At 63.6% G+C, this 26,999-nt stretch carries 29 protein-coding genes; 14 read left to right on the top strand and 15 right to left on the bottom strand.

The window, feature by feature from the left end; genetic code table 11:
• Positions 1 to 7: 7 nt before the first annotated feature.
• The gene (locus tag K5R33_RS00145; RefSeq protein ID WP_220746949.1) at positions 8 to 562 is read right to left on the bottom strand and encodes a YceD family protein; all 555 of its coding nucleotides are present in this window, start codon (positions 560 to 562) and stop codon (positions 8 to 10) included.
• 126 nt (positions 563 to 688) lie between these two features.
• Between K5R33_RS00145 and K5R33_RS00140 the strand changes: the two genes are divergently transcribed.
• On the top strand, positions 689 to 1,156 hold the full coding sequence (locus K5R33_RS00140; protein ID WP_255576116.1) for an outer membrane protein assembly factor BamE: 468 nt from the start codon (positions 689 to 691) through the stop codon (positions 1,154 to 1,156).
• Between the two features lie 138 nt (positions 1,157 to 1,294).
• Here the strand turns inward: K5R33_RS00140 and msrB are convergent, their stop codons facing one another.
• Positions 1,295 to 1,699: a peptide-methionine (R)-S-oxide reductase MsrB gene (gene msrB / locus K5R33_RS00135; protein WP_220746948.1), complete on the bottom strand. Its 405-nt coding sequence runs from the start codon at positions 1,697 to 1,699 to the stop codon at positions 1,295 to 1,297.
• Between the two features lie 74 nt (positions 1,700 to 1,773).
• Between msrB and K5R33_RS00130 the strand changes: the two genes are divergently transcribed.
• Positions 1,774 to 2,445, top strand: coding sequence for a GNAT family N-acetyltransferase (locus tag K5R33_RS00130; protein WP_220746947.1), 672 nt, complete (start codon positions 1,774 to 1,776; stop codon positions 2,443 to 2,445).
• 62 nt (positions 2,446 to 2,507) lie between these two features.
• Complete coding sequence (locus tag K5R33_RS00125) at positions 2,508 to 4,322, top strand: ABC-F family ATP-binding cassette domain-containing protein (protein WP_220746946.1); 1,815 nt, start codon at positions 2,508 to 2,510, stop codon at positions 4,320 to 4,322.
• A 50-nt stretch (positions 4,323 to 4,372) separates the two neighbouring features.
• On the opposite strand, the gene K5R33_RS00120 is transcribed toward K5R33_RS00125, so the two are convergent.
• Both K5R33_RS00120 and K5R33_RS00115 read right to left on the bottom strand, forming a co-directional pair.
• Positions 4,373 to 5,071, bottom strand: a complete 699-nt coding sequence (locus tag K5R33_RS00120) for a DUF1194 domain-containing protein (RefSeq protein WP_220747825.1) — start codon at positions 5,069 to 5,071, stop codon at positions 4,373 to 4,375.
• 26 nt (positions 5,072 to 5,097) lie between these two features.
• Positions 5,098 to 5,808 carry a hypothetical protein gene (locus K5R33_RS00115; protein ID WP_255588381.1) on the bottom strand — a complete coding sequence of 237 codons (711 nt, stop codon included), beginning with the start codon at positions 5,806 to 5,808 and terminating at the stop codon, positions 5,098 to 5,100.
• A 213-nt stretch (positions 5,809 to 6,021) separates the two neighbouring features.
• Here K5R33_RS00115 and K5R33_RS00110 point away from each other — a divergent pair, with 213 nt between their 5' ends.
• Together K5R33_RS00110 and K5R33_RS00105 are read left to right on the top strand one after the other, a co-directional pair.
• Positions 6,022 to 6,276, top strand: a complete 255-nt coding sequence (locus tag K5R33_RS00110) for a hypothetical protein (RefSeq protein WP_220746945.1) — start codon at positions 6,022 to 6,024, stop codon at positions 6,274 to 6,276.
• A gap of 223 nt (positions 6,277 to 6,499) precedes the next feature.
• Positions 6,500 to 6,853, top strand: coding sequence for a cupredoxin domain-containing protein (locus K5R33_RS00105; RefSeq protein ID WP_220746944.1), 354 nt, complete (start codon positions 6,500 to 6,502; stop codon positions 6,851 to 6,853).
• A gap of 380 nt (positions 6,854 to 7,233) precedes the next feature.
• On the opposite strand, the gene parE is transcribed toward K5R33_RS00105, so the two are convergent.
• The 4 genes from parE to K5R33_RS00085 all read right to left on the bottom strand — a co-directional run bounded on the left by parE (position 7,234) and on the right by K5R33_RS00085 (position 11,508).
• On the bottom strand, positions 7,234 to 9,195 hold the full coding sequence (gene parE / locus K5R33_RS00100; RefSeq protein WP_220746943.1) for a DNA topoisomerase IV subunit B: 1,962 nt from the start codon (positions 9,193 to 9,195) through the stop codon (positions 7,234 to 7,236).
• Between the two features lie 64 nt (positions 9,196 to 9,259).
• Positions 9,260 to 10,072: a hypothetical protein gene (locus K5R33_RS00095; protein WP_220746942.1), complete on the bottom strand. Its 813-nt coding sequence runs from the start codon at positions 10,070 to 10,072 to the stop codon at positions 9,260 to 9,262.
• Positions 10,069 to 10,719: a hypothetical protein gene (locus K5R33_RS00090; RefSeq protein ID WP_220746941.1), complete on the bottom strand. Its 651-nt coding sequence runs from the start codon at positions 10,717 to 10,719 to the stop codon at positions 10,069 to 10,071. Before K5R33_RS00090 ends, K5R33_RS00095 begins: the two co-directional genes overlap by 4 nt.
• Positions 10,720 to 10,815: 96 nt before the next feature.
• Positions 10,816 to 11,508 carry a hypothetical protein gene (locus K5R33_RS00085; RefSeq protein ID WP_220747893.1) on the bottom strand — a complete coding sequence of 231 codons (693 nt, stop codon included), beginning with the start codon at positions 11,506 to 11,508 and terminating at the stop codon, positions 10,816 to 10,818.
• A gap of 129 nt (positions 11,509 to 11,637) precedes the next feature.
• On the opposite strand from K5R33_RS00085, the gene galE reads away from it, so the two are divergent.
• Positions 11,638 to 12,654, top strand: a complete 1,017-nt coding sequence (galE, locus tag K5R33_RS00080; RefSeq protein WP_220746940.1) for a UDP-glucose 4-epimerase GalE — start codon at positions 11,638 to 11,640, stop codon at positions 12,652 to 12,654.
• A 124-nt stretch (positions 12,655 to 12,778) separates the two neighbouring features.
• Here galE and K5R33_RS00075 read toward each other — a convergent pair whose 3' ends face one another.
• From K5R33_RS00075 to ccmA, 6 genes are all read right to left on the bottom strand, one after another.
• Entirely contained in the window at positions 12,779 to 13,306 is a 528-nt protein-coding gene (locus K5R33_RS00075) for a DsbE family thiol:disulfide interchange protein (RefSeq protein WP_220746939.1), read from the bottom strand.
• Positions 13,303 to 13,440, bottom strand: a complete 138-nt coding sequence (gene ccmD, locus K5R33_RS00070) for a heme exporter protein CcmD (protein WP_220746938.1) — start codon at positions 13,438 to 13,440, stop codon at positions 13,303 to 13,305. Before ccmD ends, K5R33_RS00075 begins: the two co-directional genes overlap by 4 nt.
• Complete coding sequence (ccmC, locus tag K5R33_RS00065) at positions 13,437 to 14,165, bottom strand: heme ABC transporter permease CcmC (protein ID WP_220746937.1); 729 nt, start codon at positions 14,163 to 14,165, stop codon at positions 13,437 to 13,439. The genes ccmD and ccmC overlap by 4 nt, the downstream gene beginning before the upstream one ends.
• Positions 14,166 to 14,320: 155 nt before the next feature.
• A complete protein-coding gene (locus tag K5R33_RS00060; RefSeq protein WP_255576119.1) occupies positions 14,321 to 14,953 on the bottom strand; it encodes an RNA ligase family protein in 633 nt (210 codons plus the stop codon).
• Between the two features lie 291 nt (positions 14,954 to 15,244).
• The gene (gene ccmB / locus K5R33_RS00055; protein ID WP_220746936.1) at positions 15,245 to 15,901 is read right to left on the bottom strand and encodes a heme exporter protein CcmB; all 657 of its coding nucleotides are present in this window, start codon (positions 15,899 to 15,901) and stop codon (positions 15,245 to 15,247) included.
• Between the two features lie 55 nt (positions 15,902 to 15,956).
• Positions 15,957 to 16,583 carry a heme ABC exporter ATP-binding protein CcmA gene (ccmA, locus tag K5R33_RS00050; RefSeq protein ID WP_220746935.1) on the bottom strand — a complete coding sequence of 209 codons (627 nt, stop codon included), beginning with the start codon at positions 16,581 to 16,583 and terminating at the stop codon, positions 15,957 to 15,959.
• A gap of 184 nt (positions 16,584 to 16,767) precedes the next feature.
• Between ccmA and acnA the strand changes: the two genes are divergently transcribed.
• The 8 genes from acnA to K5R33_RS00010 all read left to right on the top strand — a co-directional run bounded on the left by acnA (position 16,768) and on the right by K5R33_RS00010 (position 26,111).
• Positions 16,768 to 19,545: an aconitate hydratase AcnA gene (gene acnA / locus K5R33_RS00045; RefSeq protein WP_220746934.1), complete on the top strand. Its 2,778-nt coding sequence runs from the start codon at positions 16,768 to 16,770 to the stop codon at positions 19,543 to 19,545.
• Positions 19,546 to 19,715: 170 nt separating this feature from the next.
• Entirely contained in the window at positions 19,716 to 20,762 is a 1,047-nt protein-coding gene (locus tag K5R33_RS00040) for an endonuclease/exonuclease/phosphatase family protein (RefSeq protein ID WP_220746933.1), read from the top strand.
• Between the two features lie 43 nt (positions 20,763 to 20,805).
• Entirely contained in the window at positions 20,806 to 21,252 is a 447-nt protein-coding gene (locus K5R33_RS00035) for a methyltransferase family protein (protein ID WP_220746932.1), read from the top strand.
• A gap of 96 nt (positions 21,253 to 21,348) precedes the next feature.
• Positions 21,349 to 22,032 carry a DUF1223 domain-containing protein gene (locus K5R33_RS00030; protein ID WP_220746931.1) on the top strand — a complete coding sequence of 228 codons (684 nt, stop codon included), beginning with the start codon at positions 21,349 to 21,351 and terminating at the stop codon, positions 22,030 to 22,032.
• 43 nt (positions 22,033 to 22,075) lie between these two features.
• Complete coding sequence (locus K5R33_RS00025; protein WP_220746930.1) at positions 22,076 to 22,771, top strand: HAD family hydrolase; 696 nt, start codon at positions 22,076 to 22,078, stop codon at positions 22,769 to 22,771.
• An 81-nt stretch (positions 22,772 to 22,852) separates the two neighbouring features.
• Positions 22,853 to 24,421, top strand: a complete 1,569-nt coding sequence (locus K5R33_RS00020) for a trimethylamine methyltransferase family protein (RefSeq protein ID WP_220746929.1) — start codon at positions 22,853 to 22,855, stop codon at positions 24,419 to 24,421.
• A gap of 80 nt (positions 24,422 to 24,501) precedes the next feature.
• A complete protein-coding gene (locus K5R33_RS00015) occupies positions 24,502 to 25,098 on the top strand; it encodes a heme NO-binding domain-containing protein (protein ID WP_220746928.1) in 597 nt (198 codons plus the stop codon).
• The gene (locus tag K5R33_RS00010; protein WP_220746927.1) at positions 25,098 to 26,111 is read left to right on the top strand and encodes a GGDEF domain-containing protein; all 1,014 of its coding nucleotides are present in this window, start codon (positions 25,098 to 25,100) and stop codon (positions 26,109 to 26,111) included. The genes K5R33_RS00015 and K5R33_RS00010 overlap by 1 nt, the downstream gene beginning before the upstream one ends.
• A gap of 681 nt (positions 26,112 to 26,792) precedes the next feature.
• On the opposite strand, the gene K5R33_RS00005 is transcribed toward K5R33_RS00010, so the two are convergent.
• A partial coding sequence (locus tag K5R33_RS00005; protein WP_220746926.1) for an integrase core domain-containing protein occupies positions 26,793 to 26,999 on the bottom strand: 207 nt, incomplete at its 5' end.

Genomic DNA, 26,999 nt, shown 5'->3' with positions numbered 1-26,999 from the left:
GCCCCTGTCAGTCTGTCCCGTCGTCCGTGTCCTGCATCTTGGCGCGCAACGCGGCCAGGCCCGCGAAGGGTTTGACGGCCTCGTCGGTCAATGGCGCTGCCCCCTCGGGGGCCGCGCTGACATTGAGCGTTTCCGCGTCATTGCTGCGCGGAAAGGCCGGTATGGACAGGGCGAGGACTTCTTCCAGCAGGTCGCCCATGTCGATGACGTCGGGCAAGGGCTCTGCCGTGTCATCCTCGGGCATTTCCGCCTCTTCGGCCTCGGGCGTCTCAAAGTCGGCCAGGTAGCGGCGCTGGACGGGCTCGTCGATGCGCGTTGTGACGGGATCGCCTGTGACGCGACAGGGCTGGACCACCGTGGCCCCAAGCGTTCCATCAAAGACCCAGGATTTGCCCGCCAGCGGAGCGAGCGTGCCTTCGAAGCGGACTTTCCGGAGTTCTGACACGTCGAATTGATCGGCCAATTCGGTCAACGCGCCACTGTCAGGCACCAGCCGGACATGCGTCGCACGACGCTGCGGAAGATCGGCGAGGCGCAATCTGTGGCTAAGGACCGGTGTCATGGGCGAAGCCTTCCCGAAAACTGCTGTCTGGGTGACCGGGCTTGATGGTGCCCAGCCGGACAGGTAAGCCATAGGGCGAAAAGAGGGCAGCCCGCAACGGGGCTGTGGGGCAGGGACGGGTTCGGCATGGCAGCAACTAATCGCGGCATGGTTCGCATGGCGGCGATGGCCCTGGTTCTCGTGGGCGTGACAGCCTGTTCCGCGACCTTCCGAAACCATGGCTACGTCCCCGATGAGACCGACCTTCAGGCTCTGGTCGTCGGGGTGGATACCCGCGATACCGTGGAGACCACGGTGGGGCGTCCGTCCGCCAATGGGGTGCTCCGCGAAGATGCCTGGTATTACGTCCGCTCGCGCGTGCGCAACTTCGCCTACCGCGCCCCGGAGACAATCGAACGGGAGTTGGTCGCCATCAGCTTTGCGGACGATGGGACCGTTCAAAACATTGAGCGGTTTGGGTTGGAGGATGGCCGGGTGGTGACCCTGTCCCGCCGCGTGACCGAGACGTCCATCCGGGAGTTCGGCCTGATCCAGCAGCTGATCCGCAACTTCGGTCGGGTCAATATCGGCGAAACACTGGCCGACGATACTTAAGTCCTCACAGAGCCTCGCGGCTCATGTCGCGCCGTTTAGACCGGGATCGCCTGGATTGAAGGGCGGAGGGGGCTCTGCCCCCGCCTGCGGCCCCCCGGAGGTATTTTTGCCGAGAAGAAGGGGGGCCGGGCGCGCCCTTCAGCCGTCTTCGGGTTCAAAGGTCAGCGCGACCCCATTGATGCAGTATCGCAGACCCGTAGGGTTCGGGCCGTCCGGGAAGACGTGGCCCAGGTGGCCATCACAGCGCGCGCAATGGACCTCCGTCCGGCGCATGAACCAGCTGTTGTCCTGGCTTTCACCGATCCGCTCGCTCTGGAGGCCGTCGACGGGTTGGTAGAAGCTGGGCCAGCCGGTGCCGCTTTCGAACTTATGGGCTTGGTCAAAGAGGGGCGCGCCGCAGCCTTTGCACATGTAGGTGCCCGCGCCTTTGGGAAAATCCTCATGGGTGCCGGCCCGTTCCGTCCCGTGTTTGCGCAGGACCTTATAGGCCTCGCTCCCGAGTTGCGCTTGCCATTCCGCATCTGTCTTGACGACTTTGTCCATTGCTGGTCCTTCTCGGGCGATTGTCATGCACGTCCGGGACATAGGATGTTGCAGAGCCTATGGAAGGGACCGGCATGGAGATTGACGCGGGGCGTCTCAGGGCACGTGTGACGGACCTCGCGGGCGCCGAGGGCGCGCTGGACCTGCGGGGGCGCGTGTTTCGGGGCGGTGGCTGTGACCGGGATGCCTTTGACAGCGGTGCGCGTCATCTGGTCATCGAAGACCCTGAGGGCGTCGTCGGCTGCGCGCGGCTGGAGGTGCAGCGCGAGGCGGATATCCAGAAGGGATACACGGCTCAGTTCTACGATCTGACCGCTTTTGCAGCGGCGTTTCGCCGGGTCGTGGAGGTTGGCCGCATCTGCCTGGATCCGCGCTGCGCCGACCCGGATGCGCCGCGCCTCTTGCTGGCGACATTGGCCCGCTTGGTGGTGCGGGAACGGGCACTGGCGCTTTATGGGTGTGCCTCGTTTCCGCTGGAGGGGACGGGGCTGTCGCGCCTGACGGGGCAAACGGCGCCTGAAACCTGGGCCCCAGGGCGCAAGGCCCCGGAGACGCGGGACCTGACCGGACCGGCCACGCCCCTGCCGCCGCTGTTGCGATCCTACCTGAGTTTGGGCGCGCGGGTGTCGGACCATGGTGTGGTCGACCGCGATTTGGGCACGGTGCATGTTTGCACGGCCCTGCCCATTGCCGATATTCCACCGCGCCGGGCCAAGTTGCTGCGCGGGATGCTGGCAGCGGCCTAGCCCTGGGGCAGCCGGTCGGTCTGCCGATTGACGCGGGGAGCCGGGGCGCCTAACTCGCGGCCATGGCACGGACCCCACTTCTCCAACTGACTGACATCTCCCTCACCTTCGGTGGCAACCCTGTGTTTGCGGACCTCTCGCTCGTGGTTCAGCCGGGCGATCGGGTGGCGCTGGTCGGGCGCAATGGCTCTGGCAAATCGACCTTGATGAAGGTGATGGCCGGTCTGGTGGAGGCGGACACGGGCGCGCGCACCCTCTCGCCTGGAACCTCCGTCGGTTACATGGAGCAGGATCCCGATCTCTCCGGGTATGCGACCCTCGGGGATTACGCCGTTTCGGGGCTTGATCCGTCGGAGGTCTGGCGGGTGGAGGCGGTGGCCGATGGTCTGAAGCTGCCGCTCGACCGGGCGCCCGATACGGCCTCGGGCGGGGAGCGGCGGCGCGCGGCGTTGGCGAAACTGCTTGCCGAAGCGCCGGAGTTGATGCTGCTGGACGAGCCGACCAACCATTTGGACATCGAGGCCATTGCCTGGCTGGAGCGGGAGCTGTCTGAGACCCGGGCGGCCTTTGTTCTGATTTCCCACGACCGGGCCTTTTTGACCGCGCTCACCCGGGCGACCCTCTGGGTAGACCGAGGCGCGGTGCGGCGGCAGGAAAAGGGCTTCGATGCTTTCGAGGCTTGGCGTGACAAGACCTGGGAAGAGGAAGACCTCGCCCGACACAAGTTGGACCGTAAGATCAAGGCGGAGGCCCGGTGGGCCGTGGAGGGCATCAGTGCCCGCCGCAAACGCAACCAGGGTCGGGTCCGCGCTCTCGCGGGTCTTCGGGCGGAGCGCGCGGCGCAGGTGCGGCGCGCCGGGACCGCTGCGTTGGAGTTGGACGCGGGCCAGTCCAGCGGCAAACGGGTCATCGATGCCCGCGGGCTGTTTAAGGCCTATGGGGACAAGCCGATCCTCCGCGATTTTGACCTGCGGGTTCTGCGGGGGGATCGCGTTGCCTTCGTGGGGCCCAATGGTGTGGGCAAAACGACCGTCTTGAAGATGCTGTTGGGCGAGGTGGAGCCGGATGGCGGCACCGTCAGCCTGGGCACCAACCTGGAGGTCGCCGTCTTTGACCAGACCCGGGCGCGGCTGGACCCGGATGCGACCCTTTGGGACAATCTGACGTTGGATCCCCTGTTGGGCGTCTCGGGCAATTCCGATCAGGTCATGGTCCGGGGCACACCGCGCCACGTGGCTGGATATCTCAAGGACTTTCTGTTCGACGATAAGCAGTTGAAGGCGCCCGTGCGGTCGCTGTCGGGGGGCGAAAAGGCACGCCTGTTGCTGGCCCGGATCATGGCGTTGCCCTCCAACCTGCTGGTGTTGGACGAACCGACGAACGACCTGGATATTGAGACGCTGGATCTGTTGCAGGATGTCCTGGGCGATTACGACGGGACCGTCCTGCTGGTCAGCCACGACCGGGATTTCCTGGACCGCGTGGCCACCCAGACCATCGCGATGGAGGGGCAGGGTCGTGCGCAAGTCTATCCCGGCGGGTGGAGCGATTACCGCGCCCAACGGCCAGACCGCGAGACGCAGGCAGAGGCACCGAAGAAGAAAGCCAAGGCCGCTGTGGCCGCACCAAAGGCCGCGAAGCCCGCGGGGCTGAGTTATACGGAAAAGCACCGTTTGGAGGCCCTGCCAGCGGAAATGGAACGGCTAGAGGCAGAGATCGGAAAGTTGGAGGGATTGCTCTCCGACCCGGACTTGTTCCGGCGGGAGCCTGTGAAGTTCAAGAAGGCGACCGACGCCTTGGCGGAGCGACAGGCCAAGCTGGCCGCCGCAGAAGAAGAGTGGCTGACCCTAGAGGAGCGTGCCGAGGCCGCTGGTTGAACGCCGGACCTCGCGGCAGACGCTCTCATTGGCTCGCGGCCAGTGGTGAATCAGTCGTCTAGGTTGGCGATGACGCGGTCCATCGGCACGCCGGAAATTTCCAAGATCAGCTTGCGCTTCACCGCTTCGGCAAAGGCTGCGCCCACCCCGGCCTCGACGACAAAGGCGCCTGGCCCACCGATGATGCGATCTGCGTACCGTTGGGCGAGCGTATCGCTGTCGAAACGCCGCTCCGACACGATGGCAAGGGCGTTGATCGTGATCCCCTGGGCCAAAACCTCGTCGCGCGCCACTTCGATCGGCGGGCCAAAACTGTTGCCAGTGGTGTCGCCGGAAAAGTCGATGACGCGACGCCATCCGTCGATCTCGTTCCCTTCGATCAAGTCCCGCGCAAACAAAAGGGCGGACCCTATGGCGTTTCGCCCCGTGGCCCCCCTGGGCGGTCCAGCGAGGGATGCGGCGAAGTCCGCCGCGGTCTCGGGCCCATCGATGCGCATCCATGGCACGACCACCGATTGGTTGGTCGCCCATTCCACATACGTCACCGCAATGTGCCCATAGGCCGTGTTGGTGATCGCATCCAAGACCGCCGGGTCCGTTATGGCCTGGGCGTAGCTGTCCCGTTGGAACATCAACTCCGCCTGGCTGATTGAGCCCGAGGCATCGGCCAAGAGCACCAGTTCCAGGTCCGTGTCCTGCGCTGACGCCGGAAGGGTCAGCAGCGTAAAGGCCAGTATCAACCATCTCATGATGGGGAGGGTAGGGCGCGCCAGGGTCACGAACATATCCCCGGCACGTCCTCGGTATAGGGCACCCAGGCGGGGCGGGTCAGGGTGCGAGGCTCCGCCACGGGCATGACCTGCCGCAAGAGGTGCTTCAACCGCTCCGTGCGCGCGCCATCCGGGTCTAGGACGGCACAGCATAGGTATTCCTCCACCAGGCTCGCCTGTTGCTCGTAGCCGTAGCTGAGAAACGGCTGTTCCGCATCGGTATCAAAGAGATAGGGGTCGTCGATGGTGATCTGTTCCTTGAACGCGCGGCGGGGGTGATACCCCGTCAGAGCGCGGTTCTGCCACTGCCATACGTGGGTGAGTTCGTGGATCAGGAACATGGCAGCGGGCAGATCAATCACCGCCTCGGGGCCGTAGGTGGCGGCATAGTCCGGCTGCCACGCGTCGGGTGACAGCAACAAGCGTTCAAACAGGACAATCCCGCCGGTCGCCGCCGTGATGCGCCCGCTGCGCGGCGGCCCGATCCGCTCTCGGCAAGTGGTGCGGGGGCGGGCGTTGAAGGTGATTGGGAAGAGACCGATGAAGGGGTTCTGGACCACCGTTATCGGCGCGGGGTCCAAGGTATCCCCATGGAGCTTTGAGGACAGGGCCAATTCCGCCTGTGTCAACGATCTGGTGCAGCCCGCAATGGCCAGAAGGCCAACAAGAACCGCGGCACCACGGCAAGCCTGGAGAAAGGGACGGAGCATGGACATGGCATCACCGTAGGGTCCCGCCGCGTAAACACCAAGTCCCACAATGGCGACTTGTCAGCGTTGGGGGGATCGCGCTTACCATGAGAAATTATCGTTTCATTTGCTATTATTTTGAATTTTTCTTGATGATAATTAGTCTGTAGAGAGGGGACAGCAGAGATGCTCCCGAAGCCAACCGGCGGGCGGGTCACCTTGAAATCAAAGGATAATACCATGAAAAAGATCATCGCTCTCGCAGCTGTCGCCATCGCTTTCGCCGCTCCGGCCTCTGCGCATCTGATCCGGGTCATCCACCCGGTCGATAACGCGCCCGTCGTGCTCCATGGCGATAAGGTGATCAGCGAGGTGCAGCCGATCGACATGACCCTGACCCCCTATCAGGGCAGCCAGTACGCCTTCACCAACGCGGCCGGCCAAGTCGTGATCCAGGTGCCCGCGAGCCGCACTGTGACGCTCGGCAGCAACTGATCCTACGGGAGGGGAGAGGGGAAACGGGGTGGCTTCGGCCGCCCCGTTTTCGCGTGTTTGGAGGGGGGATTTTTAGGGGTGATCCAGGGGTGACCACGGTCGGATTTGGGGCGGACCATTGGACGTCCGTCACCGTCCCGACGCACTGCGTCGAAAAAAGAATGAACCTTTTGGGTCGGGCGCCCGACAGAGGGGTGTCTACGTTGATGAGAGGAGACACCCTATGGCCCATACGACCCGCCGCCAGTTCATGACCAAAGCCGCTGCCGCTACGGCTGGTATCGCGGCCCTGACGCTTGCCGCGCCAGCGCGGGCCGATGGACATGCGCGCACCCATCAAGTCGCCATCAAAGGGTTCACGTTTCAGCCCGCGCAACTCACCATTCAAGCGGGCGACACGGTAACCTTTGTAAACGAAGACGGTGCGCCCCACACGGCCACGGCGAACAACCGGAGCTTTGACACGGGTCGCTTGACCAGGGGCCAGTCCGCCTCGCTCCGTTTCGACCAACCGGGCCGATACGCCTATTTCTGCGAGATCCACCCGATGATGAAAGCGCTGCTCGTGGTGGAGTAACGCTATCAGCACCGGGCGCGGCGACGCTGTGCCCGTGTTCGCCGCATACCGAACGCCTGCTTGGTGTGCCGGGATGTTGCGACGGAGTCTGCTGTCCAAGATGCTGTGAAGGGGTCTGCTGTGCCGCGCACAACAGGCCCGCACCGCATGGGGGGCCGGATCATCGCCGGGCGGGGGGTTCATGTTCCCAACACCCCTCGGCCGATCTTGGTCCGGCTCACCCCTGTGGCTTTGGGGTGAGCAGGCTGCGTCCGCGTTTGGATGACCACTAGTCGATAAAGCAGGCGTGCGTTTCGGAGCAGATGACCTCAGTCGTGCCGCGCCACCGCTGTCTATCCGACATGGTTCCGAGGCGGGGCCCGTCTACCTACTACGCAGGGTTACACATCCAACTCCCCCGCAAACCGAGCGTTTTCCGAAATATACTGAAATCGCATCTCGGGCTTTTTGCCCATGAGCCGTTCCACCAGGTCACCCGTTTCACCCGGCGCGTCCTCATCCACGGTCACGCGGATCAGCTTGCGGGAGGCGGGGTCCATCGTGGTCTCTTTCAAGTCCTTGGCGTCCATCTCGCCCAGGCCTTTGAACCGGCTGACGTCGATTTTGCCCTTGCCGCCGATGCCACGTTCCAGCCAGCCGTCGCGCTCGGCTTCGTCGATGCAATAGACGCGCTTGGCCCCCTGGGTCAGGCGGTAGAGGGGTGGGCAGGCCAGGAAGAGGTGGCCCGCGTCGATCATGGGGCGCATTTGGGTAAAGAAGAACGTCATCAGCAGCGACGCGATATGGGCGCCGTCCACGTCCGCGTCGGTCATGATGATAATCTTGTCGTAGCGCAGATCGTCGATGTTGAACTTGGTGCCCAGCCCGACGCCTAGGGCCTGGGTTAGGTCGCTAATCTCGGCGTTGCTGCCCAACTTGGAGGACGCGGCCCCCAGCACGTTCAAGATCTTGCCGCGCAGGGGCAGGAGGGCCTGGGTCTTGCGGTCGCGGGCCATCTTGGCGGAGCCACCAGCCGAGTCGCCCTCCACAATGAACAACTCGGTGCCGTCACGATTGTTCTGGCTGCAGTCCACCAGTTTGCCGGGCAGGCGTAGTTTCTTGGTCGCGGATTTGCGTGCGGTCTCTTTTTCTTGTTTGCGGCGCAGACGTTCTTCGGCGCGCAGCACCAGGAAATCCAGGATCGCTCCGGCGGCTTTGGTGTCCCCCGCCAGCCAATTGTCGAAGCGGTCGCGCACCGCGCCTTCGGTCATCTTCGCGGCGGCCTCGGTCGAGAGACGGTCCTTGGTTTGGCCCACAAACGCAGGCTCAGCGATGAAGCAGGACACAAGCGCACAGCCGCCCGAGGTCAGGTCGTCGCGCGTGATCTGCGCGGCCTTTTTGTTGTTCGCCAATTCTCCGTAGGCTTTGATGCCCTTCAGAATCGCGGCCCAAAAGCCAGTGACATGGGTGCCGCCTTCGGGCGTGGGGACTGTGTTACAGTAGGATTGGATAAAGCCGTCGCGGGAGGGCGTCCAATTGATGGCCCATTCCACCTTGCCTGGGGCGCCAAACTTTTCCTGAAAATCCACGGTGCCGGCGAAAGCCGCATCCGCATAGGTCGACGCCGTGCCCAGGGTTTCCGACAGGTAGTCGGACAAGCCGCCCGGGAAATGGAACGTGGCCTCGGTCGGGGTTTCGCCGTCGTCGATGGCGGATTTCCAGCGGATTTCCACGCCCGAGAAGAGATAGGCCTTGGACCGGATGCTTTTGAACAGGCGCGCAGGTTTCAGTTTGTGGGAGCCGAAGATGTCAGCATCCGCATGGAAAGTGACGGTGGTGCCGCGCCGATTGGGGGCGGCGCCGATTCTCTCGACGGGCCCCAAGGGAAGACCACGGGAGAAGCGTTGCTCCCAAAGCTCGCGGTCACGGGCGACTTGGACGACCATGGAATCGGACAGGGCGTTGACGACCGAGGCACCCACCCCGTGCAAGCCGCCGGAGGTTTGGTAGGCCTTTCCGGAGAACTTGCCGCCCGCGTGCAGGGTGCAGAGGATGACTTCTAGCGCGCTCTTGTCGGGAAACTTGGGGTGGGGGTCCACGGGAATGCCGCGCCCGTTGTCGCGGATGGTGATGGCCCCGTCCGCCAGCAATTCGACCTCGATCCGATTGGCGTGGCCCGCGACGGCCTCGTCCATGGAGTTGTCCAAGACTTCGGCCACCATGTGGTGCAGCGCCCGCTCGTCCGTGCCGCCGATATACATGCCGGGGCGTTTGCGCACCGGCTCCAACCCCTCCAACACTTCGATGGAGGAGGCGTCGTAGGTCTGCGGGCTGTCCGCGCCGTTTAGCAGGTCGTCGGGCATGGGGCTGCTCTATCTTGTATGGTTGGCATCAGGATAGGCCATATGCGGATGGGACGGAAGGTCCCTACTGACTGGCCGGGCTGACACGCTCGAACGAGGGGATGGCCAGATCGGGCAGGTTGTTCCCGAGCCCCGTGGGGACGAATGTTGCATCGGTCAGGTCTGTCGCGCCCAGGGCGCGTTTGCAGCCGTCCGGCGTGACCGTCGCAATCCAGGCCCCATCTTCCTGGGCGAGGCGGACGCTGTCGCGGGGCAGGGCCAGGTCGACCATGCCCGTGGCCGGTGCCGTGACCCCGATGGCAGCCCATTGATCGGGGGTGAGCGTCACACCATAGCCGCCAAAGTCGTCTTTGGTCGCCGACAGCACATCCGCATAGCCGCCCGCCAATTCTCCCTTGAGTTCCGCCACACCGCCGAGCGCCTCCTCCCACCCGGGGGCGAGGGCCATTTCCTGGCTGGCGATTGGCGCAAAGCAGTCGAGCAGGGCGCTGCCGCCTGCAAAGGCGACGGTGATGTCTTTGGGGGCTTCCCAGGAATAGGGCTCGACGGCGACCATCTTTGCCCAGGTTCCCGTCGCGCTGCTGGCGGCGCAGACGTTGGAATGGGGATCCGGCTTGTAGTTACCGGGCGGCAGGTTGCGCAACTGGTCGGTGGGGTAGCAATCGACGAAGTTATAGGGGCGGCCATCGGGGGTCGTGGTCTTTTTCACGAAGCGTCCACGCACCGTCTCTAGGCCGAGGGACAGAACATAAATTGTATCGGTATCGGCCACTTCGGCGGGGTCGACCGGCACCTCGTCCTCTGCCAGGGCGGAACCGCAAAGGGCCGTGGATAGAAACAACGCGGCAGTCGGCAATACGGGGTTGGTTCGGGTCATGGCGTTCCCTCCGGGACGGTTGTGACAAGGGCTTGGGTTGTGGCCACAGGCAGGCGCAACACGAAATGGGTGGGGCTTTGGTCGAACTGGCCCAGCAGGAAGAGGGTCTGGCCGTCCGCAAAGATCAAACGCCAGACGCCGTCGCCGCTGATCCGGCGGGCGCCCAGACCTTCGTAGCTCGACAAGTCGATCTGCTTGTCCTTGGGTGCCGCGAGGTTGAGCAAAAGCGGAGGGTGCAGGGATCGGTCCCCAGACAGCAGATCCCGACTTTCGCTGCGACCCAAGTGCTGACCAGCTGTCAGCGCCAAAAGCAGGAGCGCGGCAAACCCTGCGACGCCCCCCAGGACGAAATGGCGCGTGCGGAGCATCTTGGCCGTCCGCAGAACCGCAAGGATACAGCCGTAGAGACCCGCCAAGCACAGCAGAACGGCCCAAAGCGGCAGGCGCGTGGTCCCATCCCGTTCCGTCGCGACATTGAGCGCCTGGAGGAAGTAATCCCCTTGGGAGAGGTTCACTTCGGACAGGGCCACGTCGAAGGTCGTGAAGAAGGCCGCGTAGTAGGCAAAGCCTGCCGTATAGGGCAGCGCGATTGTGAGGGCGGCCACAGCGGCGGCATCTGCCCAAGTCAGGCTAATCCCGTTTGACACCCGCGCACTCCCTCCCACACGCCATTTGGCGTGGGGGGAAGTCTGTGGTGCGCGGGACGATCAGACAAGCATGACCATGCGCGGGGCCTGAGATCCTTAGGGTTTGCTGATGGCGCCGGACACCTGGACGTTGTCGATGCCAAAAAACTCATCGTTGGTGCCACTGTTGAGCGTGGTCGAGGCGCCGAGTTGCAAGGCGGACCCGTCGTTCGCGGCAACCACCTGGACGGAATAGGTGTAGTCGTTCTGGCTCTGCCAGCGACCGCGCCCGGACCCCGTGTCCGTCGAGGACCGCGTCAGGGTGATTTGTGTATCCGTTTCCGTGTCGTAGGTGGTGATCGTCGGCTCGCCCGACTGCCAATTAAACTCGCCCATGGCGAGTTCCTGGCCGTTGAGCGAGATGGTGGCCTGTTCGCCGTCCCAGCTGTCTCCGAAGACCATGTCGAACTCGACAACAGCATAGCTGTACTGCGATTCGACTTCCAAGGGCAGGTCAGCGGTCGGTGAACTGCCTGAGAGGGCAAGGATATCGCCGAAGCCCTCGAAGTTGATCAATTCGCCCCCAGACCAATCGCCGCGGCCATCGCTGAAGTCATTGGTGGAATAGATCTTGGTAAAGGACGTCATGATGCCGATGCCGCGCAGGGTCTCATCCACATCATCGCTTTGGGAGGCCGCACCGGTTTGGACCAGTCCCATCACCGCCAGCCCGAGTCCGACGCCTGCAGCCGTCAACACGACCCAGTCAACGGTGACAGCGCCTGTTTCATCTTTTAGAAATCGTGGCATGAATTTTTCTCGCTAACAGACACAACGAAGGACTTCGGTTCAAATCTCAGGGAAAGTCGTCGAAAATTTGACACCTTTGCGGTTCATCAGGGACGGCGCAGGCAGCGGATCCGGTTCGGAAGTATCACGATGGCGCGTATTTTACTGACGGGCGGGGCCGGATACATTGGCTCTCACACCTTTGTGGCCCTGCGCGACGCGGGTCACCAAGTGATGATCCTGGACAACTTTTCCAACAGTGACCCCGATGTCGTCGGGCGGCTGGGGCGCTTGGTCGGCGAAGACGTCACCGTCATCGAAGGATCGGTCCTGGATGCCGATCTTTTGGCCCAAGTGTTTTCGGCCGAGGCTTACGACGGGGTCGTACACTTCGCGGCGCGTAAGGCGGTTGGGGAGAGCGTCGCGAACCCCCTGGACTATGCCCAGACCAATATCGGTGGGCTGACTGCACTGATGCAGGCCATGAAGGCTGCGGGTGTCTGGCGCTTGGTCTTTTCGTCCACGGCGACGGTTTATGGCGAGCCTAAGGTCTTTCCCCTGACCGAGGACATGCCGCTGTCCCATACCTCGCCCTATGCGTTTACCAAGGTGACCTGCGAGCACATCCTCGCCCAGGCGGCGCAGGCCGATCCCTGGCAGATCGGGGTCTTGCGGTACTTCAACCCGGTCGGGGCTCATCCATCGGCCCTGATCGGGGAGGACCCGCGCGGGATCCCAGACAACCTGATGCCCTATATTGCCAAGGTCGCCATGGGCGAGCTGGCGCGTTTGACGGTTCACGGCAATGACTACGACACGCCCGATGGGACCTGCTGGCGGGACTACATCCACGTGATGGACCTGGCCCGGGCCCATGTTCTGTCGATGGAGGCGCTGCTGGACGGTCGGGCCCATGTCGTCAACATCGGCACGGGAACGCCGGTATCCGTGTTGGAGATGCACAGCGCCTATCAAGACGTGGTGGGTCGCGACTTGCCCCACGTCATTGGTCCCCGGCGCCCGGGCGATGTGCCGCGGCTGTACGCGGATCCTGCGCGCGCGCGGGAGGTGCTGGGGTTCGAGGCGGATTTTGGCCTGTCGGATATGTGCCAGTCCAGTTGGGATTGGGTCCAAGCGCAGTCGGCTGGGTGGCGGTTTAACCGCTAAAGACAGGGGAGACGGGCGGCCAACAAACGGCGTGGCGGCTGCGTTTGGGGGGATGCGTCCTTGCGTGTTGATCCGAAACGACCGCACGAGGCGGCGGGTCGTTGGTCTAAACCGCGTGGCCCTGCTACTGGGCCCTGGCGGCTTCGATAGCGGGTCGGATCGTGTCTTCGATCACGGAGACGGTGATTGGCCCCGCAAAGCGCAGCGCCACGGTGCCGTCCCCCGCGATCACGAACGTCTCGGGAACGCCGTAGAGCCCCCAGTCGATGCCAACGCGCCCCCGCGCGTCCACACCGATGCCCGCGAAGGGGTCGCCCAGTTCCTCCAGGAAGGAGATAGCATCGGGGATCTGGTCTTTGTAATTCACGCCGTAGACCGGCAGCTCCTCAGCCAGGGTTTTCAGTTGCGGATGCTCAACCCGGCAGGGGACACACCAACTGGCCCAAAAATTTACGAGCTTCACCTCTCCGTCGGCCAAGAAACCGTCGGGTAAGGGCGTGCGCCCCGGCAATTCGGTCACGTCGATCGCGGGGGCGGTCTCCCCGATCAACGCCGAGGGCAGGGCGTCAGGGTCTTCGCGGAAGAGGCCGGATAGGAAAAAGCCGCCCAGTGCCGCGAAGATGGCAACCGGAGCCAAGGCAAGCCATTTCATTTTTCGGCGTCCTCCAGACGACGGCGGGCGGACCTGGCGCTGGCGATGGTCTGCGCGACCAAGCCAATGATCAGCACAGCGCTCAGCCCATAGGCGAGCAAGATATCGAAGGCGTACTTCCCAAGATCAATCATGCGAGACGGTCCCGAAGCGTGAGCGCGTGGAGCCTGCGGCGCCGGATCTCCGTCCGGGTGCGCAGCAGGACAAGGGCCAGGAACAGGACGACAAACCCCGCAAGCGACACCACGAGGGGCAGCCAAAAGACATCGGCCACGTTCTCTTCCTTATCGAGCGAGAGCGAGGCGCCCTGGTGCAGGCCTTGGTTCCAGAATTGCGCGGCGTAGCGGCTGAGCACGGCAAAGACTGTGCCCACGAGGCACAGGATAGAGGTCAGATCAGCGGCTTGATCGGCCTCTTCTATGGCGGACCACAGGGCGATGTACCCCAGGTAGAACAAACCGAGGATCAAGAAGGAGGTCAGACGGGGATCCCATTCCCAATAGGTGCCCCACATGGGCTTGCCCCAGATCGCGCCGGTCAGCAGCGCGACCGCTGTCATGATAAGCCCAACCGGGGCCGCCGCGCGTGCGGCCAGGGCCGAGACGTGGTGCCGCCGGATCAGCCAGATCAACGAGGTCACAAGCATCATGAACCAAGCGTTGATGGCGATGAAAGCCGAGGGGACGTGGATGTAGATGATCTTGACCGAATGCCCCATGCGGAAGTCTTCGGGCGTGAAGAAAAAGCCCCAGGTCAGACCCACGGCACAGAGGGCGATGGCAAGGCCCCAGGTCCATGGCAAAACGGCTGCGGACAGGGCCATGAAACGGCGGGGGTTGGCGTATTCCCAGAGTGACATGGCCCTTTCCTATGGACCGGCGGGCTGGGCTTCAAGTGCAGCATCGTCACGGGGGTGTCAGAGAGCTCCCGGGGCCGGTCAAGCGATGGCGTTTGCGGCAGATATGACGGGGGACGGTAGGACACGCCGTCCTTTTTGTCGTCCGGATTGCCCCATCACGCGAGGCGGTTGGGGACCAGCGGTCCCTTCGTCCAATGAACATCCGTCGCGACGTGGCCCGCGCGCACCCATTTGCCGAGGTATCGATCTTGCTGCGCCTCCGGGAATGAGCCTGCGACGCGGACCACCAGTCCTTCCTGCCGGGTCAGATCCAGCGACCCCACGGTGGTGTCGATGACACCGACACTCGGTGGGCCGCGATGGAGGATGGGGACGGGCGTGATGCCCAGGCCCTCAAACCGCGCCAGCGTCTCATCCCAGCCGAGGACCGTGCCGCTTTGGATAACGGCGAACCCCAGAAAGTAAGATGGCAATGCGTCATAGGCGATTGCATGTTGGGCAAAGAGCGATTCCCCAATGATTCTCTCGCCCTGGTCCAACGCGGGAGAAATGCCAGCGGCGAAGGCTTTGACCCAGTCTCGCGACCGATGGGGGCGGGGGTCCAGGCTGCGCGGGTGGCAACCGCCGGCGTGGATCGTGGTGTTTTCACCATCCATCTTTTCGGTGATGACGATCTCTGACGCGGACATCAGGTGGGCCATGTCCGACATCGTCTTGTCATCGTCCGTAGCCCCCGGAGAGGTCGGCAAGTGGTAGGTGCGTCCGTACTTTTTGCTTGGCATGTCCATGGGTGTCACGTCTTGGTCGGGGCTCGTGGGGGAGGTCTGTGGAATGACGGGCCTGCGTTCCGCCTAGGTATGTCACGAGAGAGGGCGTCCGGCCACCGGTCGCGTGGGGCACGTCTTGCGTCGGCTGGTGTTCCGAGGCGAGCGTTGCCTCATGGTTCACGATCTTTGATCGGCCGGGGTCTGAGTGCAGGTTGTTTGGCGCTCGGGCTCTGTCTTTGCAATATCTGCCCCGTTTCACGCCGCGCGTCTGGGCAAGGATTGTTCGCACTCGGGTGGATGCCAGCCCGCCGCTTAGCGCAGGTTGGCGCGCAGGGCTGCGCCCGTGGCGAAGGGCAGAATGGCCAAGCAGCCCAGGCTGATCGCGCCTAGGATCGCGAGCGGTGTGGCCACGGAGAGGCCCTCGCCACCGCGCCGCACAACCTCGGCGCCAAAGACCAACGTGGGGATGTAGAGCGGCAGCACCAAAAGCGACAGCAGCAGAGACCCGCGTTTGAGACCCACCGTCAGGGCGGCGCCAAAGGTGCCCAGCCAGGAAAGGGCGGGCGTGCCCACAGCCAGAGAGATCACCAGCCAGGGCAGGGCCTGCGTCGGTAGGAACAGCAGCAGGCTCAGCGGGGCCGCGATGACCGTCAGCGGCAAACCCGTCGTGAGCCAATGGCCCAGGGCTTTAACGGTGGCCGCGCCCTCCAACGGGAGAGGCGAGGTGGCCAGCAGGTCCAGGGATCCGTCCTCCGCATCCAGCGCCCAGAGGCGGTCGAGTGAGAGCAGGCAGGCCAAAAGCGCGCCCAGCCAGAGGATACCGGGCGCGATGGGGGCCAGCAGGTCCGGCTGCGGGCCCACTGCCAGCGGCACAAGCGTTGCGAGCACCAGGTAGAACCCAAGCCCCAGGCCAAAGCCGCCGCCCGCACGCAAGGCGAGGCGCAGGTCGCGCAACAGCAGAGCGATCATCGGACGCGGCCCCTTTGGGTGTTGTGTCCGCGCGATGAGGTCAGGCGGCTGCGCGTCATTCGATGGCCTCCGCAAAGGGGTCGGCTTCGCGTCGCGCTGCGGCCCGGGCAGCGAATTGGGTGACGTCCAGCACGCGTGTTTCGGCCAGGCCCAGGTCGATATGGGTGGCAATCAGCGCGGAGCCCCCCGCCTCCAGATGGGTTGAGACAGCCGCCGCAAAACGCGCCACGTTGGCGGCGTCCAACGACACCGTCGGCTCGTCCAGCAACCAAATGGGCCGCCCGGTCAGGACCATCCGCGCCAGCGACGCCCGTCGCTTTTGTCCAGCCGACAGGTCCGCCGTGCGTCGGTCCAGCAGCGCGCCAAGATCGAAGGCGGCCACGGCCGGCCCGATGCCCGAGGTCCCAAAGGCCGCAGCCCAGAAGGTCAGGTTTTCGGCCACGGTCAGCTGCGCCTTCAGCCCGTCAGCGTGTGCCCCGTAGGCCATCGCCTCCTGCGGGGCAGAGATGGTGCCCGCGACAGGGGGGGTCAGACCCGCAAGGGCGCGCAGCATCGTTGTCTTACCCGCGCCGTTCGGTCCCCGCAGGATCAATGCCTCGCCGGGCGCAAGCACAAAGCCCACGTCGCGCAGCACGACGGCCTCGCCACGGCGACAGGCCAGACCTTCGACACGCAGTTCCATGGCGCTGTCTTGCGCCAGACGGCAGCGCGGCGCAACGGGGCATAGGTGGGAAACGGGCCGACTTAGCGTGGACGCTTGAGAATGCGACGGGCTGTCATATCTGGATTTGATATCAAAGGCCGGTTCAACGTCTTTCGCCTGCGGAGCCCGGACCGGTCGTCATAGCCAGCGTTGGAGGCCGCCAATGACCGTTCAGACCGGAACCGATACCGCCAAGACTCGCCGCACGCTTACTGTCGGCGACCAGACGCTCGCCTATTATTCGATTGAGGCGGCCAGCGAGGCGGGGTTGGGCGACTTTTCCAAGCTGCCAGCGGCACTGAAGGTGGTGCTGGAGAATATGCTCCGGTTTGAAGATGGCGGTCACACAGTGTCGGTGGAGGATATCGCCGCCTTCGCCGTTTGGGCAGAAGCAGGCGGGCGCCACCCTATCGAGATCGCCTATCGTCCGGCCCGCGTTCTGATGCAGGACTTTACCGGCGTCCCGGCGGTCGTGGATCTGGCTGCCATGCGCGACGGGATCAAGGCACTGGGCGGCGACGCCCAAAAGATCAACCCGCTTAACCCGGTCGATCTGGTCATCGACCACTCGGTCATGATCGACGAATTCGGCAACCCGCGCGCGTTCCAGATGAATGTGGACCGCGAGTATGAGCGCAACATGGAGCGCTATCAGTTCCTGAAATGGGGTCAGACGGCCTTCGACAATTTCCGCGTGGTGCCACCCGGGACCGGGATTTGCCATCAGGTGAACCTGGAATACCTGGCCCAGACCGTTTGGACCGACACCGACCAGAACGGGGATCTTGTGGCCTATCCCGATACGCTTGTGGGCACCGACAGTCACACGACCATGGTCAATGGCGCCGCCGTCTTGGGCTGGGGCGTCGGCGGGATCGAGGCAGAGGCCGCGATGCTCGGGCAGCCGATTTCCATGCTGATCCCCGAGGTTGTGGGCTTTGAGCTGACTGGTCAGATGGTCGAAGGCACCACCGGTACCGATCTGGTTCTGAAGGTGGTGGAGATGCTGCGTGCCAAGGGGGTCGTCGGCAAGTTCGTGGAATTCTATGGCGCGGGCCTGGACACGTTGCCGCTGGCGGACCGGGCGACGATTGCGAATATGGCACCGGAGTACGGCGCCACCTGTGGGTTTTTTCCCATCGACGGAGAAACCCTGCGCTACCTGCGGCAGACTGGGCGGGACGAGGACCGGATTGCCCTGGTCGAAGCCTATGCCAAGGCGAATGGGTTGTGGAGGGGCGATGATTACGCGCCGATCTACACCGACACCTTGCATCTGGATATGGGCACCATCGTGCCAGCGATCTCGGGGCCGAAGCGGCCGCAGGATTACATCGCATTGACCGACGCGGCGCGGGCCTTTGGGGCCTACGTTGATGGCATTCGGTCCGGAGAGGATGCATCGCCCAAGGCCGAGATCCGCTGGGAAGGGGAGGGTGGCGCGCCAGAGCCTTCGGACATCCCCGGCGATACGGGCAACCACAAGCGCGGCTTCGTGTCGGGCGGAGAGGCGGACCGGGCGCAGTTGCACGACGGCTCTATCGTCATTGCCTCGATCACCTCCTGCACGAATACGTCGAACCCCTATGTCATGATCGGTGCGGGTCTGGTGGCGCGCAAGGCGCGGGCCCTGGGGCTAAACCGGAAGCCCTGGGTCAAGACTTCGCTCGCGCCAGGATCGCAGGTGGTGTCCCACTACTTGGAGGCGGCGGGCCTGCAAGAGGATCTGGACGCCATCGGGTTCAACCTGGTGGGCTATGGCTGCACGACCTGTATCGGCAATTCGGGGCCGCTGGGTGCTGAGATTTCCAAGTGCATCAACGACAACGATCTGATTGCGACCAGTGTCCTCTCGGGGAACCGCAATTTCGAGGGGCGGATTTCGCCGGATGTGCGGGCGAACTACCTGGCCTCGCCGCCGCTGGTGGTGGCCTATGCCCTGGTCGGGGACATGAACGTGGATATCGCGTCACAGCCCTTGGGCCAGGACCGCGAGGGGCGCGACGTCTATCTGCGCGACATCTGGCCCAGTGCCCAAGAGGTGGCCGAACTGGTGGAGCAAACGGTGACTCGCGCCGCCTTTCAGGAGAAATATGCCGACGTCTTCAAGGGCGACGACAAGTGGCAGGGCGTGGAGGTTCCGGCGCAGGAAACCTACGATTGGCCCGCCGCCTCCACCTATGTGCAGAACCCGCCTTATTTCCAAGGGATGGACCCGAAGCCCGGCGCCATCGAGGATATTCGGGGCGCGCGGGTCCTGGCCGTGCTGGGCGATATGGTGACGACGGATCACATCTCGCCCGCCGGGTCTTTCAAGGAAAGCACGCCCGCCGGGCGCTATCTGGTTGAGCGTCAGGTGCCCGTGCGGGAGTTCAACTCCTACGGGTCGCGGCGGGGCAACCACGAGGTGATGATGCGCGGGACCTTCGCCAACATCCGCATCAAGAACCAAATGCTGGATGGGGTCGAAGGGGGCTATACCAAGGGGCCGGACGGCGCGCAGACTTCGATCTTTGACGCGGCCATGGCCTGGCAGGACAAGGGCGTGCCGCTTGTGGTCTTCGGCGGGGAGCAATACGGCGCCGGGTCCAGCCGCGATTGGGCGGCCAAGGGGACGGCGCTGCTGGGCGTAAAGGCCGTCATTGCCGAGAGTTTTGAGCGTATTCACCGCTCCAACCTGGTGGGCATGGGCGTGATCCCGTTTGAGTTCACGGGCGGCGACAGTCGCAGCAGCTTGGGCCTGACCGGCGACGAGGTGGTGACCATAGAAGGCTTGGGCGATGTGCGTCCCCTGCAAGAGGTCGAGGCCAAGATCACCATGGCCGATGGGACCGACCGTGTGGTCACGCTCAAGTGCCGGATCGATACGGAGGTGGAGATCGACTACATCAAGAACGGCGGCGTGCTGCACTACGTTCTGCGGAACCTGGCGGCGGCATGAACGTCCGGGGTTGGCCGTAAGACAAGCGGCAGCAGCCATCCGACGCCTCGGGCGGGTCGACGGTGGACTGCGCGGGGCGGTCCGGCGCCGACCGCCTCGGGGTCCACGCTCGGATCACGCATGGGTCACGCAGTCCCTCTAACGTGTCGCCCATGTGAGAGGAGAGACCCATGCGCGTTGCCACGTTTAATCTGTACCAGTTCCTAGAGCCGCCGAACCATTGGTACGAGCGCAAGGACAACGGGCGGTCCACCCACACGGAAGACGCTTGGCAGGACAAGACCAACTGGATCGGCGAACAACTGCTGCGGACAGATGCCGACGTCGTGGCCTTCCAGGAGGTGTTTTCGATCGAGGCGCTTCGGGTGTTGTGTGAGCAGGCCGGCTACCCCCATTTCGCGACGGCTTCGGAACCGGTGCAGGACCCAGAGGATCCCGAGGTCTTTTTCAACCCCGTCGTCGCCATTGCGTCGCGCTTTCCGATCCTGCGGACGGATCCCGTGACGGTGGACGAGGGTCTCAAGGCGTTTCTGCCCGTAGAGGACGACTTTAGCCTCTCGCGCCCGCCGGTCTGCGTCGTGGTCGATACGCCCGACTTCGGAGAGGTGACCGTCTATGGCGTGCACCTGAAATCCAAGCGCCCCAAGATGGACGGGGCGCCTTATCCCGATGACATGCCTTGGCGGGACCGCGTCTATGACACCATGCGGCAGATGTCGCGCGGGCACGTCTGGTCGATGTTGCAGAGGGGCGCCGAGGCGGCGGCGCTGTATCTGAGGGCTGCCGCGCAGCTAGAAGCGGAAGAGACGCGACCAATCATCGTGCTGGGCGATCTCAACGATGATTCCCGGTCCGTGGCCTTACGGGCGATCACCATGGCCGACCCGATCTATGATATCGGCGGATTGTCGGAGGCGGACTGGCCCCCCGGGACCAAGGCCCATATGCATCGATTCCGCCTGAAGGATGCCTTCCACCTGTGGCCGAACGAGTCCGGCGCGCCACGCCCGGGCACCTATATTTTCCGGCAGGAGTGGTCGACCTTGGACTATATTCTGCTGTCTGATGTTTTCTCGGACCTATCGCCCAACAGCATTGGGCGGGTCACGGACTTTGACGTTTTGACCGATCACATGTTGAATGACGGTGTCGGCAAAAGCCGCCAATCGGACCACGGTATCGTCGTGGCGGAGATCACACCAAAGGCCCAGAGTTGAGCGACCGTTTATCGTGTCTTCGGCTCTGGCAGGAGGCACGCACATGAAGAACGCCCCGGACCTGCCGCCAATCTGGCTGTTGGGCACCATGGCGACGTCCTGGGCGATTGGGCGGTTTGTGCCTGTGGCGGGGCTTGGGGCCTTTGGCGACTGGCTGGGAGCGGCGCTGATTGGGGCGAGCTTGGCGCTGATCCTCTGGGCGGGGGTCTGGTTTTGGCGCAAGAAGACACCGATTGAACCCCACCACGCCCCCAAGGCATTGATCGTGGAGGGGCCATACCGCGTGTCGCGGAACCCGATCTATCTGGCGCTCGTCGTGATCGCGCTGGGCTATGCCCTCAGGCAGCCGAGTATTTTGGCGCTGCTGCCCGTGCCCGCCTTGTGGTGGGTGCTTGACCGTCGGTTCGCCCAGGTGGAGGAGGCCGGCTTGCGGCGCGCCTTCGGGCCCGCGGCCGAGACGTACCTGGCGCAGAGCCGACGCTGGCTCTGAGGCCACAGGGCGCGGGCCGCTCACCCAAGGGTGATTGGCAAAGGCGTGGCGCCCTCGCTAGGTGTGTTAGGCGACCCTGATTGGATTGAGCCGCCGATGCGCTTCCTGCCCCTTGCCCTTGTGAGCCTCTTGGCACTGCCCGCCGCCGCTGATCCAGTGGTGGTGGAGTTGTATACATCGCAAGGATGTTCGTCTTGCCCGCCGGCGGATGACATGTTGGGCATGTTGGCGGAACGGGATGACGTGATCGCCCTGTCCCTGCATGTGGACTATTGGGACTGGATCGGGTGGGCCGACACATTTGCGGACCCCGCCCATTCCGAACGCCAACGGCTCTATGCCTCCGCCGCTGGGTCCAGTGTGGTGTATACCCCCCAGTTTGTGATCGGCGGGCGGGACCAGGTTGCGGGGCCTTCGGGGATGCAACTGGCGGAAATGATTGATGCCCATCAGGCCCAGACGACCGACATGCTGCGCCTCGCCTCCAGCGCGGATGGGAAGGCCGTGACTGCCATGCCCCGCGACGGAGGGGCGCAGATCATTCTGGTGACCGTTGAGCCAAAGGCGACCGTCCGCATTTCCCACGGGGAAAACGCCGGGAAGAAGATCACTTACCATAACATCGTGCGCAGTTGGGATCCCTTGGTGGAGTGGTCCGGCGAAGAGCGGCTGTCCGTCGTTCTGCCCGAAGCCCCCGAGGGTCTGTCGCAGATTGTGCTGGCCCAGACCGTGGTCGATGGCAAACCTGGGCCAGTTTTGGGGGCGGTGCGCGCCGACTGATTGGGTGCTGGCAAAGCCCGGCCTGTCCTGGCAAGACGACGCCATGTACCGCGCGATTTTGTTCGATAAAGACGGCACCCTCACCGATTTTCGCAAGACCTGGGAGGCTTGGCTGCCCGGTTTCATCGGGGGCATGGCGGAGCAGGCTGGTCTCGCGCCCGAGCGTTTGGCCGATATCATCGGCTTTGACCTGGACCTGGGCGTCATCCGAGCCGACGGCGCCTTTGTCACGGGAACCAGCGCGCAGATGGGGCAGGCCCTCGCGCAGGAGACCGGGTGGTCCACGCAGCAACTTGTTCAATGGTGGGACGCTAAGGTGATCGAGGTCACGCAAGTCCCCGTGTTGGACCTGGCGCCGTTCTTGGCTGGATTGCGGGGGCGCGGGTTGCTGCTTGGCATCTTGACGAATGCCGATGAGGCGGAGGCGCGCACCCATCTGGCCGCCATGGGTGTCCTTGACGCCTTCGATCAAGTGATCGGGTACGACAGCGGTTGGGGGCCAAAACCGACCCCAGACGGTGCCCTCGCCTTTGCGAGAACACAGGGGTTAGCGCCGTCCGAGGTTTTGGTGGTCGGCGATGGCATGACGGACATGGGCGCCGCGCATGGGGCTGGCATGGATGCGGTGGCCGTCCTGACCGGGACCTTAGATCGCGAAGCCCTTTCGCCCCATGCGGTGGCCGTCTTGGACAGTATCGCTGATCTGCCCCACTGGCTTTCGGAGCGGGTGCCCAGCTAGCGAAAACGACATTCGGGGTCGCAAGACGTGCAGTTCCCGGCGCCGACCCCTCCCAAGCTACACGCAAAGGGAGGGCATGCCATGGACGGACAGCCGGATCAGACCGTACCGCGTCGCCGCCGCTCTGGTGGTCGCCGGGGCCATGCGGCCCGCGCGGGCGGGGCGATCATCGATCAGATGCCATTCCGCCAGCCGCGCAATATCGACCGCCCGACCGAACCCTTGGACGGAGACGGTATCCAGGCGATCCATACCGGTGTCATGCGGATCCTCCGCGATATCGGGATTGAGTTCCTGAACCCGGAGGCCGTGGACCACCTGCGCCGGGCGGGGTGTCGTGTTGATGGCACCAACGTGCGCATGGACAGCGATTTCGTGATGGAGATGTTGGGCCATGCGCCGAGCCAATTCACCATCACGCCGCGCAACCCTGATCGGCGCCTGACCATCGGCGGCAATTGGATGGCCTTCGGCAATGTGTCGAGCCCGCCGAACTACTGGGATCTGAAGACCGGCAAGGTGCCCGGCACGTTGGATAAATACATCGAGCTTTTGAAGCTGACCCAGTACTTTAACTGCATCCACTTTGCGGGCGGGTATCCGGTGGAGGCGGTGGACGTCCACGCCTCGGTCCGCCATCTGGACTGCCTGTTCGAAAAGCTGACGCTGACGGATAAGGTGGTCCATGCCTATTCGCTGGGGCGCGAACGGGTCGAGGATGTGCTTGAGATGACCCGCATCGCCGGTGGGTTGAGCCACGAAGAGTTCGAGGCCACGCCCCGGATCTATACGAACATCAATTCCGTCAGCCCGCTGAAGCACGACTTCCCCATGCTCGAAGGGGCTATGATCCATGCCCGGCGTCGCCAGCCGGTCATCGTGACCCCGTTCACCCTGGCCGGGGCCATGGCGCCGGTGACCATGGCGGGGGCCGTGACCTTGAGCCTCGCCGAGGGGTTGGCAGCCATTGCGCTGCTGCAATTCATCTCGCCCGGCACACCCGTGGCCATCGGGACATTTACCTCGAATGTGGACATGAAATCGGGCGCGCCCGCCTTTGGGACGCCGGAATACATCCGCGCCACGCAGATGACAGGGCAGATGGGCCGTTTCTATGGGCTGCCGATCCGGTCATCCGGCGTCTGCGCTGCCAATGTTCCCGATGGCCAGGCCATGTGGGAGACCACGGCCTCTCTCTGGGCGGCGGTGCAGTCGGGCACAAATGTCATTTATCACGCCGCAGGCTGGCTTGAGGGCGGTTTGATCGCGAGCCCCGAAAAGTTTGTCATGGATTGCGAGGTGTTGCAGCAGATCCAGCGCTATTTCGACCCCGCGATCCATGCCACGACACCGGGGGACATCGCGCTCGACGCCATCGCTGAGGTCGGGCCCGACGGGCATTACTTTGGCTGCCAGCATACTCAGGACAGGTATCAGGAGGCGTTCTATCAGCCCTTTTTGTCTGACTGGCGCAACTTCGAGGCTTGGGACGGCGCTGGCGGCACCTGGACGGCGGAGCGCGCCCATGGGATTGCGCGCGCCATCATCGACGGTTTTGAGCCGCCCCAAATGGACCCGGCCATACGAGAGGAACTGACCGCCTTCGTTGCGAAGCGAAAAGAAGAGGGCGGGGCGCCCACGGATTTCTAACGCGGTCCTTGGCCCCTTAACGCGATCTTCATGCCTGGGCCGCTAGGCTCCTCCGCGGGTACTGAGGACGCTGGGGCGCAATGCACGGGATGATCTGCAAATCGTTGGAGGGCTATGTCATCTCGGCCCATGGTAAGGACGTATGGGCCGCCATCGCGCGGGACGCAGAGGTGGGCATCGACGGGTTTGAAGCGATGCAGAGCTACCCGAATGAGGTGTTCGCCGCAGCCCAGACTGCGGCTGCCAAGCGCTTGGGGCGCGACAGGTTGCAGTTGATGGAGGATATCGGGATCTGGATTTGTACGCATCCCCCCCTGCAACCGGTCCGCCGTCTGTTTCGCTTCATTGGCACCAGTTTTCGCGATCTCGTGCTTTCGCTCGATGAGGTGGAGGCGCGGGCGCGTATGGCGGTCCCGGAGCTGGAGTTGCCAATCTTTCACCTCTGCCAAGTGGATGATGTGGAGTTCGAGGTGCAATGCACCTGGCCCATTCCGGGCGCCAGTGGCCTCTTGACCGGCATCCTGCGGACCTTGGCGGATGAATACGGGGCGCTCGCCATGATTGAGATCGACGCGACCCAAAAGGTATCTGCGGGCTGGGTGGAGATCGTCTCGATCCAGCTCTTCGACGAGGATTTTCAGGCGCCCCAGGCCTTTTCCCTCGGAGGGGCCGCCTGATGACCGTGGCGCTGCCGCTGGATGTGTTAGACCGGATGATGCCCATGCACCTTCTTTTCGATGGTGAGGGTGTCGTGATGCGGGCGGGTCCGACCCTCCGCCGCTTGGCCGAAGTGAAGGAAGGCGACAGTCTATCCAGTGTCTTACGTGTCCTTCAGCCGCGCCTGGGGACGGGTATCGGGCGTTTGTTCCAGCACGAGGGCCGCCGCCTGACGATCCAGTTGCGCCAAGAGGTTGCGGTTCCCGCCGAGGGACACCGCTCGCGCATGCGGGCCGTCGTCTATGAGCTGGGGGCAGGGCAGGGGTTGATGAACATCTTCTTTGGGGCGGATGTGGCCAGCGGCGTGGCACGTCATGGCTTGAGCGCGGGCGACTTCGCGGCCTTCGACCCCACTGTCGAAATCCTCTTTCTCATGGAGGCCCAGTCCGCTGTTTTGGGTGAGTTTCAGCGTCTCAACACACGTCTAGCAGACGCGCGCTCCCTGGCGGAATCCCAAGCCGTGACCGACAAATTGACCGGGCTCAAGAACCGACGCGCCATGGACCGGCACTTGACTGACCTTGCCGAAGAGCGTGCGGTTTTCGGTCTGATGCATTTGGACTTGGACTACTTCAAGTCGGTGAATGACACCCTGGGTCATGCAGCGGGTGACTACGTTCTCTCTGTGGTCGGGAAAATCCTGCGCGATCAGGTTCGCAAGGGGGACATGGTGGCGCGGGTTGGCGGGGATGAGTTCATACTCGTGTTTGCGGGTTGCAGCGATGTTGATCTGATGCGCCGCATCGCGGAGCGCATCATTCTTCGCCTGGAGGAGCCGATCCTTTGGGAGGGGCACGAATGCCGTATTTCCGGGAGCATCGGGATCACCATGTCGACATTTTACGACATCCCCGAACCCGACCGCCTCATGTCTGACGCAGATGTTGCGCTGTATCTGTCAAAGAACGCCGGCCGCGCCCGGTGTAGCGTCGCGACCCCAAATGCACCTCCCGATGAGGCGCGCCCGGCGTAGACCAGATGCGCCAATCGTGCCCGGTTCGGGAGTTCAGGCCCAACCGTCAGAGCGGATATTGAGCGGATTGGTTTGCTGTATTGTCACTGAGCAATGCGGCGCCGTTAGGTTGGGTAGGACTTGGATGTATAGACAATGCACTTCGTTCGGTGCGTTGCCCTGCTGTTCTTCAGGCTGAACCGTCTTGGCGGTCTACGACGATATGTCTTCGTCCTCTGACTTGAGTCGCTAGCTTTCGTCCGCGGCGGACATCTGGCCCCCTAAGGCGATCGAATGGATCCTGAGGTAGTTGCAAACCCTTCTGCAAACCCAGAACTCAGGTATGCTCTGGTCTGGAAGGCTTAGGGGAAGACGTGCTGGTGTGCCGCAGAATATCACAGGCGCTCGGAGGAGACGCAGTCTTTTTGGTGCTTGTGGCGGTGCTCCATGGGATTCACGGTAAGCTTAGGATCACCGTCCGAGACATGTCTAAGCCGCAGGGCGTAAGCGTTTCGGCAGCGGCAACCTCGCCGGGCCGCTGAGGAATGAAACGTTCAAACCTGCCCTCAGACTGCTTTACGCGGACATGGTTACCCACCGGCAAAGCGCCGCAGCACCGATGCTGTCGCTCGCAACTGACAGAACCTTAGTGATCGGGTGCTAAACGGTCGTCGATTGACCTGCTCCCCTTAGAGTCCGCGCTTATAGGTTAGCGCTGTTCAGGGTTTGGTCCTCTTGTGACCGTTGGTGATACTCCCAGGGGGTGAGCCCGTCGAGGCTCGTGTGGGGGCGGTGGTGGTTGTAATCAGCGCGCCATGCCGCGATCAGCTCCTTGGCCTGGCGCAAGTTGGCGAACAGGTGCTCGTTGAGGCACTCGTCCCGCAGGCGGCCGTTGAAGCTCTCGACAAA

Origin of the sequence: Jannaschia pagri (assembly GCF_019655435.1) — a bacterium.
In the GTDB taxonomy this organism is placed as follows: Bacteria; Pseudomonadota; Alphaproteobacteria; order Rhodobacterales; family Rhodobacteraceae; genus Jannaschia; species Jannaschia pagri.
This window is presented reverse-complemented; position numbering and strand designations above follow the sequence as displayed.